Source organism: Pseudoxanthomonas sp. Root630 (genome assembly GCF_001427585.1).
Lineage (GTDB): Bacteria > Pseudomonadota > Gammaproteobacteria > Xanthomonadales > Xanthomonadaceae > Pseudoxanthomonas_A.
The window spans coordinates 496,694-502,871 of record NZ_LMGY01000016.1; the positions used below are offsets into that span (position 1 = coordinate 496,694).

The following is a 6,178-nucleotide window of genomic DNA, read 5'->3' on the forward strand; positions in this document are numbered from 1 at the left end:
GGCTCGGGGAGCCTCCCCCCGTGCGCAGAGCCACTGACCGCGGCCGAAGTCTTCTGACCATGGCCGAGGGGGCACGATGAAGCGCGACATGGGCCTGGTCCGCCGGCTCATGCTGGACATCGAGAGCCGGCCGGCCGGGATGCAGACCACCGGCATTGGGCTCTACCGGGAAGGGGACGACCAGGCACTGGGGGCCGACCTGGCTGCGGAACAGGTCGAACTCGCCGGTGCGGGTGACTGGATCGACAAGAATGGCGAGGACTACGCGACAAGAGCTAAGCCCGACACTGAACTGCTCGAGCCACCTACGGCGAACCGCGCGACACTCGCCGACAAGAAGAAAGGCCGCCTCTTCGGCGGCCTTTCTCCATCTGCGCGACTAGCAAGCTTCGCTAGAACTCAGCTCTGACGCAGACTCGTCACCCAGGAGTAAAAGGCGGTCACAGCCTGGTACTCGCTCTGCGGCAACCGGTCCTGCACGGCTTGCGAAAAGTTGCTTCCTGGGGTGCAGCCTGCGTTGGCGCAAAGGGCCGCTGTCTCCACCGAGTTGGGGCCACAGCCGCCATACTGGTCACACGCGACCATGGTGGTAGCCAGCGCCCAGGCCCGCACGATTTCATGGTCGCCGTAGTTCCTCCCACCATTCGGAAGGACTGCCGCCATCCTCGCACGGTCGTTCTCCAGGAGGACTTGGCCTGCCGTGTAGAGCTCCGTGGGACTGGCTTCCGAGCGCAATGCTTCCAAGGAAGCCTGGACGGCCGGTCCCTTTCCACGCTCATTGAGGACCGTGTAGATACCTGTCGTGCGAGCCACGATCTTATACTCGGCCGAATCGAGGCCATGGCATGCCGCCGCCAGTCGTTCCGTTGCCCAGCGGCGCGTCGGATCCTCCATCTGCCCCTTACTGAGATAGCTAGCTTTGTTGTCGCTGAAGTCAGTACAGGCCGACTGTGCCGTGCCGAGCATCGCCGCCAGTTCGGGGGAGTTCACGACCCTGCTTGGCCCCACCGCTTGATCTATTGCGGCGCGTACCGAAGCCCCGTTGTTGATCAACGCGTGCGCCAATGCTGCAGACGCATCTGCCCGGACGGAAGTGGACTTGCGGGGCGCTAATCCCGGCAAGTTGGATGCGGGGTCCTCCTGTCCTTCAGCGGCGGCCGCAACGGTGCTGCTGGCTTGATTGCCGTTAGCGTGTTCCATCCGCTTGCCGATTAGCTGCCAAATTGCCAAGCCGCCGATGATGGCGACCAGCGCTACTAAGGTAGTTTTCATTACGGACATTTCAGACTCCCCGGGACGGGTTTGTCACAGTGTGAGTTGGTGTAAGCCACGTCAGCAGCAGCGTATAGGAAGCGCACCTCCGGTGCGGATCTGCACGTGGCACGCACGGCCTGATCCGGGCGATTTACCGACGAACAAAGGCACGCCGCTGTCGTTGATGACGCGGATCGTGGTGGAGTGGTCGAAGACGAAGGGAGCCAGCATGACTGCTCTCCGAACTTGGGTGGACAGGCCAGGAGTTCGAGCGGTGGGTGTTCGAGGACGTGCTCCCCCCAGATCGGGCGTACGGGGCGCTATGGGCCCGCTGACACCATGGCTGCACTCTCGGACCCCGCCACCCTCCGGACGCGCCTCTTGGACTTCAGCAGCCAAACTCTGCAGTTGGAGGCCACTGTCGCTGCTCAGCAGCTGAAGGTGGAGGCCCAAAGCGAGGCGGAAGGCCTGCGGACCGACCGCCGCAAGGGCAGCCGCAACAACATCGTCGAGTGGTCGCCGCGGCCGCGTGCAGCCTGGGACGCAGCGCTCGCGCACAGGCGCGGGGTGATCGCCCGCCGGGGCCAGCCCGAGCAGCTACGCCCGGAGAACCGATTCGTCTTCCTATCCGAGGACGGCGAGCCGCTCACGAAGGACGGGCTGGACAGCGCCTGGCAACGCCCAATCCTGAAGGCGATCGAAGCCGGCGTGATCACAGAGGAGCAGCGATTCAGCCTGCACGACCTCAAGCGCGAGGGCGTCACGGACACCAAGGGCACCAAGCGCGACAAGCAGGACGCAGCCGGCCTGACGGAGCCGATGATGAACGTCTACGACCTCAGCGTGCCGTTGGTGAAACCAGCTGACGCGACATAGATCAAAGTCAGGGCAAGAGCGTATTGCGGAGTGACTCAACGATCGGAATCAGCTTCGGCAGGATTTCAGCCGCAAGGAAGGCTCCCCCCGCCCCCTCCATAATCGACCTAAGAGATGTCAGGCATTCACGCAGAACCACCGCCTTAGGCTGGCCGGAATCGAGTTGCGCTATAACCGTCTGAGCGTCGCCCACCGCAACAAGCGCATTCGCCCCCAGCTCATTCGATCGAGCTACTACCTCTTCCATTAAGGCGCGCAGTTCAACCAGGTCCGGTCCCGAGATTAGGATCTGCTGGCCAGACGAGTTTTGCTGTAGCTGCGAATTGTGCATCGCGCCGATGTGCGTGCTGTAGTCATAAGTGATTTGGTGGGCGGCAGTGATCTCTTTGGTCGAGAACGTCATCCCAGCGCCCAATATCCCCTGCTCCTCGAGCGCCAATGCCCAGTTCAACACTCGTGTGCGCACAGCGCTCAGCACCTGTACGTACTTCGATGCCGATATCTCGAGGATGAATTCGACGCCCGGCCCCTGGTTAGTGGCCTCCCGCATGATTTTCTGCAGAGTGTGGGAAAGCGACAGGTTGACGAAGCCACCCTTAGCCGCGGCAGCGACTTCCTCCAGCTCTGCGACGCTCTGCACTACGCTGGCGCGCTCTGCGTAGTCCATGGGCTCCCGAAACTGAACGGGGATCAAATCCCCGTCCTCGTCACGCGCATGGAGCCGTCCCCGGACCTTGCGGTAATCCGGAAGCTGCTCGCCTGACGGGTATCGGTGGAGCTCCCAATTCAGCCACTCCTCGATGTCGCGCACACCGAGTTTGCGCGAAACGAGCAGTGCCTTCCGAAGCAGGTCCGCGATGGGCACTGAGCTGTCGAGCGCGGCGCCCTGCAAGTCGATCACTATCTCAGCCATCGCTACCCCACCCGCTGAACTGTCGCTGCAGCGTAGCTGCGGAGGGCCCGTGAAACACTGAGGACGGGCCATTTTTACGGAGCATCTTTACGGAGGCAAAGAAAAAGGGGTCACGCTTGCGGCGTAACCCCTTGTTCTGTTTGGTGGGCCGTCAAGGATTCGAACCTTGGACCTATTGATTAAGAGTCAACTGCTCTACCAACTGAGCTAACGGCCCCGAAAAACTGGCTGCGTAGTGTAACCGCATCTTCTTTTTGTGTGAACCCCCGCGAGCGCGGAAATTCGTTGATTCAGTGGGGTGGCTGAGGGGACTCGAACCCCCGACATCTGGAATCACAATCCAGTACTCTAACCAGCTGAGCTACAGCCACCACTGAAACCTTTCTCCCGCCGCAGCACACCGGAAGTGGCGCGCCCGACAGGACTCGAACCTGTAACCGCCGGCTTAGAAGGCCGGTGCTCTATCCGGTTGAGCTACGGGCGCCCGGTCCGGATTCTCGCCCTACCCTGTCGGTCACGCCAAGGCAGTACATCAGGCTGGTCGGGGTAGAGGGATTCGAACCCCCGACCCTCTGCTCCCAAAGCAGATGCGCTACCAGACTGCGCTATACCCCGACGAGGGTCCCGGCGTGGCGTCTGGACGCCAACGAGGCCGCGTATTGTCGGAACACGGGGGCCCGCTGTCAAACGAAACATGACGGAGTACGGCTTGGGATATGCTCCGCCGCTGGGGACAGAAGTCCGACGACCACATGAGGGAACCATGATACGCAGCGGCAATCCGGCACTGAAGGAATCCACCTTCCTCGACCTCGGCACGGGCAGCGTGGTGTCGCGCGAGGGCGGCACGATGACGCTCAACGGCACCGTCAACAAGACCGGCATCCTGTTGCTGCTGTCGGTGCTGACCGCTGCCTTCGCCTGGACGCAGTCGGTCGTCACCGGCCCGGACGGCGTGGCCACCGTGGCCCCCGGGATCATGATCTACGCGCTGGGCGGCGCCATTGGCGGCTTCGTGCTGGCCCTGGTCACCGTGTTCAAGAAGGAATGGTCGGCGGTCACCGCACCGATGTATGCGCTGGTCGAAGGTTTCTTCCTGGGCGCGATTTCCGCGGTGTTCGAGCTGCAGTACCCGGGCATCGTGTTCCAGGCCGTGCTGCTGACATTCGGCACGCTGGGCGCCCTGCTGGCGGCCTACCGCAGCGGCCTGATCCGCGCCACCGAGAACTTCAAGCTGGGCGTGGTGGCCGCGACCGGCGGCATCGCGCTGGTCTACCTGGTGTCGATGGGCCTGCGCCTGTTCGGCAAGGAGATGCCGCTGATCCACGAATCGGGCCTGGTCGGCATCGGCTTCAGCCTGTTCGTGGTGGTGATCGCCGCGCTGAACCTGGTGCTCGACTTCGACTTCATCGAGTCCGGCGTGGAAGCCGGCGCACCGAAGTACATGGAGTGGTACGGCGCGTTCGGCCTGATGGTCACGCTGGTGTGGCTGTACATCGAATTCCTGCGCCTGCTGGCCAAGCTGCAGTCGCGCGACTGATAGCCGCCGTCGCCCCGAAACAGAAAGGGCGCCCTCGTGAACTGACCCCCGGAAGTTGGACATCCATCCAACCTTCGGGGGTTTTTTATGGCCAAGTACAGCCTGGCCTTTAAGCGTGAAGTAGTAGATGCCTACCNTGAACTGACCCCCGGAAGTTGGACATCCATCCAACCTTCGGGGGTTTTTTATGGCCAAGTACAGCCTGGCCTTTAAGCGTGAAGTAGTAGATGCCTACCTAGATCCTGATCAAGGGGATGGCATCAAGAGGCTGGCAAAGCGCTACGGCGTGCCTCGCAACCACGTGCGGCACTGGGTCGCGCTGTTCAAGGAACACGGAGAGGCGGGTCTTAGCCGGAGACGCCGCCAGACCTATAGCCCTGAGCTCAAGCTTGAGATCCTTCAGCGCATGGTGCGTGAGGAGCTCTCCTATACCCAGGTGACGGCCCTCTACGGCATCAGGAACAAGTCGAGCGTGGCGGCCTGGGAGCGTCAGTACAATGAGGGGGGTATCGAGGCGTTGATGCCTAGCCCCAAAGGCCGCCAGCCAGCCATGTCCGAACCGCCCAATCGGCCGCCGCCGCCAGTTCCAGACCGAAACGCGACCCATGAGGAGTTACTCAAGGAGAACGCGTACTTGCGTGCGGAGGTGGCGTACCTAAAAAAACTCGATGCCTTGGTTCAAGCGAAGTCCACGACCCCGCCGACAAAGCGCGGATAGTGCTTGAACTGAGGCAGCAGCATGCTCTACCGGACCTGTTGGCCATTAGCGGCTTGGCCCGTAGCACCTTCTACTACCAGGCCAAGGTACTGGCGCTGGGGGATCGGCGCGCCAGTCTTAAGGCAGCCATCCAAGCGCTCTACGACCGCCACAAAGGACGGTACGGCTATCGCCGCATCACCGCGGCCTTGCGGCGCCAGCTTGGCGAGGCCATCAACCACAAACTTGTTCAGCGACTCATGCAGTCCATGGGCCTCAAGTCACTGGTCAGGCCCAAGCGATATAGGTCGTACAGGGGGGAGGTCGGGGAAGTGGCGCCGAACGTCCTGGAGCGACGCTTCAAGGCCGATGAGCCAGAACAGAAGTGGGTCACCGACGTGACCGAGTTCAAGGTCAATGGCGAGAAGCTGTACCTGTCGCCAGTCATGGACCTCTACAACCGGGAAATCGTGGCCTTCCAGCTCGATGTCCAGCCGTCCTTCAAGATGGTCCGCGCCATGCTGGATAAAGCCTGGGCGAGGCGACGATCACGGCGACCGCTGGTGCTTCACTCGGATCAGGGTTGGCAGTACCAGATGAGCGCCTTCCGACGGCAGCTAGACGAACATCAGGTCATCCAAAGCATGTCCCGTAAGGGCAATTGCCTGGATAACGCAGCCATGGAGAGCTTCTTCGCGACTCTCAAGTCCGAGCTGTTCCACCTAAAGCAGTTCACCAGCGTCGACCAGCTACGCAAGGAGGTCGCCGATTACATCCACTACTACAACAACGACCGCATCATGCTGAAACTAAAAGGGCTGAGCCCGGTGCAGTACCGAACCCAGCCCTTGGCAGCGTAAGCTACAAACCGACCGTCCAACATTTGGGGGTCAGTTCA

Annotated in this window: 7 protein-coding genes and 4 tRNA genes; 4 read left to right on the forward strand and 7 right to left on the reverse strand. The window is 61.8% G+C overall.

Going from position 1 to position 6,178, the window contains the following annotated elements; translation table 11 throughout:
- Positions 1-76: 76 nt before the first annotated feature.
- Entirely contained in the window at positions 77-409 is a 333-nt protein-coding gene (locus ASD72_RS14690; RefSeq protein ID WP_056880673.1) for a hypothetical protein, read from the forward strand.
- On the opposite strand, the gene ASD72_RS14695 is transcribed toward ASD72_RS14690, so the two are convergent.
- Together ASD72_RS14695 and ASD72_RS21000 are read right to left on the reverse strand one after the other, a co-directional pair.
- Positions 400-1,281, reverse strand: a complete 882-nt coding sequence (locus tag ASD72_RS14695) for a hypothetical protein (RefSeq protein WP_056880674.1) — start codon at positions 1,279-1,281, stop codon at positions 400-402. The two genes, ASD72_RS14690 and ASD72_RS14695, sit on opposite strands and share 10 nt — an antisense overlap.
- Positions 1,282-1,332: 51 nt before the next feature.
- Positions 1,333-1,485 carry a hypothetical protein gene (locus tag ASD72_RS21000; RefSeq protein WP_155944662.1) on the reverse strand — a complete coding sequence of 51 codons (153 nt, stop codon included), beginning with the start codon at positions 1,483-1,485 and terminating at the stop codon, positions 1,333-1,335.
- A gap of 108 nt (positions 1,486-1,593) precedes the next feature.
- On the opposite strand from ASD72_RS21000, the gene ASD72_RS14700 reads away from it, so the two are divergent.
- Positions 1,594-2,130: a hypothetical protein gene (locus ASD72_RS14700; protein WP_056880675.1), complete on the forward strand. Its 537-nt coding sequence runs from the start codon at positions 1,594-1,596 to the stop codon at positions 2,128-2,130.
- Between the two features lie 7 nt (positions 2,131-2,137).
- On the opposite strand, the gene ASD72_RS14705 is transcribed toward ASD72_RS14700, so the two are convergent.
- From ASD72_RS14705 to ASD72_RS14725, 5 genes are all read right to left on the reverse strand, one after another.
- Positions 2,138-3,043: a hypothetical protein gene (locus ASD72_RS14705; protein ID WP_056880676.1), complete on the reverse strand. Its 906-nt coding sequence runs from the start codon at positions 3,041-3,043 to the stop codon at positions 2,138-2,140.
- A gap of 141 nt (positions 3,044-3,184) precedes the next feature.
- Positions 3,185-3,260 (reverse strand) — tRNA-Lys (locus ASD72_RS14710).
- Positions 3,261-3,337: 77 nt separating this feature from the next.
- Positions 3,338-3,414 (reverse strand) — tRNA-His (locus ASD72_RS14715).
- A 36-nt stretch (positions 3,415-3,450) separates the two neighbouring features.
- A tRNA-Arg gene (locus ASD72_RS14720) sits at positions 3,451-3,527 on the reverse strand.
- A 54-nt stretch (positions 3,528-3,581) separates the two neighbouring features.
- A tRNA-Pro gene (locus tag ASD72_RS14725) sits at positions 3,582-3,658 on the reverse strand.
- A 148-nt stretch (positions 3,659-3,806) separates the two neighbouring features.
- On the opposite strand from ASD72_RS14725, the gene ASD72_RS14730 reads away from it, so the two are divergent.
- A complete protein-coding gene (locus ASD72_RS14730; RefSeq protein ID WP_304437829.1) occupies positions 3,807-4,583 on the forward strand; it encodes a Bax inhibitor-1/YccA family protein in 777 nt (258 codons plus the stop codon).
- Positions 4,584-4,770: 187 nt separating this feature from the next.
- Positions 4,771-6,140, forward strand: a protein-coding gene (locus ASD72_RS21005; protein WP_155944664.1) for an IS3 family transposase whose coding sequence is annotated in 2 segments (ribosomal slippage) — positions 4,771-5,248 and positions 5,248-6,140 — 1,371 coding nt in all. Because the reading frame shifts where the segments join, the coding sequence is not laid out codon by codon here.
- The last annotated feature ends 38 nt before the right edge of the window (positions 6,141-6,178 follow it).